Origin of the sequence: Robertmurraya korlensis NBRC 107688 (assembly GCF_001591645.1) — a bacterium.
In the GTDB taxonomy this organism is placed as follows: domain Bacteria; phylum Bacillota; class Bacilli; order Bacillales; family Cytobacillaceae; genus Robertmurraya_A.
Window position 1 is genome coordinate 1 of sequence record NZ_BCVH01000060.1, and the last position, 881, is coordinate 881.

At 36.5% G+C, this 881-nt stretch carries 1 pseudogene; it reads left to right on the forward strand.

Features of this window, described 5'->3' with window-relative positions:
- A pseudogene (locus BKO01S_RS24530) lies at positions 1 to 881 on the forward strand (IS3 family transposase); the annotation flags it as partial.

The window sequence follows — 881 nt, forward strand, 5'->3', positions numbered from 1 at the left end:
GATCATCAAGCAATCCTTAAATGGGTCAAACAATACGAATATAATGGTGTTGAAGCTTTTGTTAAGTCTTGTAAAAATTACACACAACAGTTTAAACTAGACGTACTAAATTACATGATTGAATACGGTACGTCCTTAAACGATACGGCAGCTATTTTTAAGATCCCTGCCCCTTCAACAATTACTGTTTGGAGAAAACTATTTGAAACACAAGGATTAGTTGCCCTTCAACCAAAGAAAAAGGGGCGTCCATCCATGAAAAAAAATCCAATCAACATCCAAAACAACCACCAGTTGAAGGATCTAGAGAAGCACTTGAAGCACGTATAAAACAACTGGAAATGGAAAATGAGTATTTAAAAAAGTTGAATGCCTTAGTTCAAAACAAAGAAAAATCACCAAACAAGACAAAGCGCAAGTAGTCTATGAATTAAGGCATAAATATCCGGTGAAAGCACTTGTAAAACTCGCGGGCATTCCACGTAGTACTTATTATGATTTAGTGAAACGTATGAATCGTCCAGATCAAGACGCTGATTTAAGAGCTGAAATAAAGGCAATCTACGAAGAGCATAAAGGGCGTTATGGCTATCGCCGTATTCGTGATGAGCTGGCGAACCGAGGACAAAAAGTGAATCATAAAAAAGTGCAGCGCATCATGAAAGAGCTTGGTTTAAAATGCTTAGTGCGTATGAAAAAGTATAAATCGTATAAAGGCACAGTGGGTAAAATCGCGCCAAATATTTTAGACCGTAATTTTTCGGCAGATGCACCAAATGAAAAATGGGTGACAGACATTACGGAATTTAAATTATTCGGCGAAAAACTTTATTTATCGCCAGTTTTAGATTTATTTAATGGAGAGCTTATCACATATACCA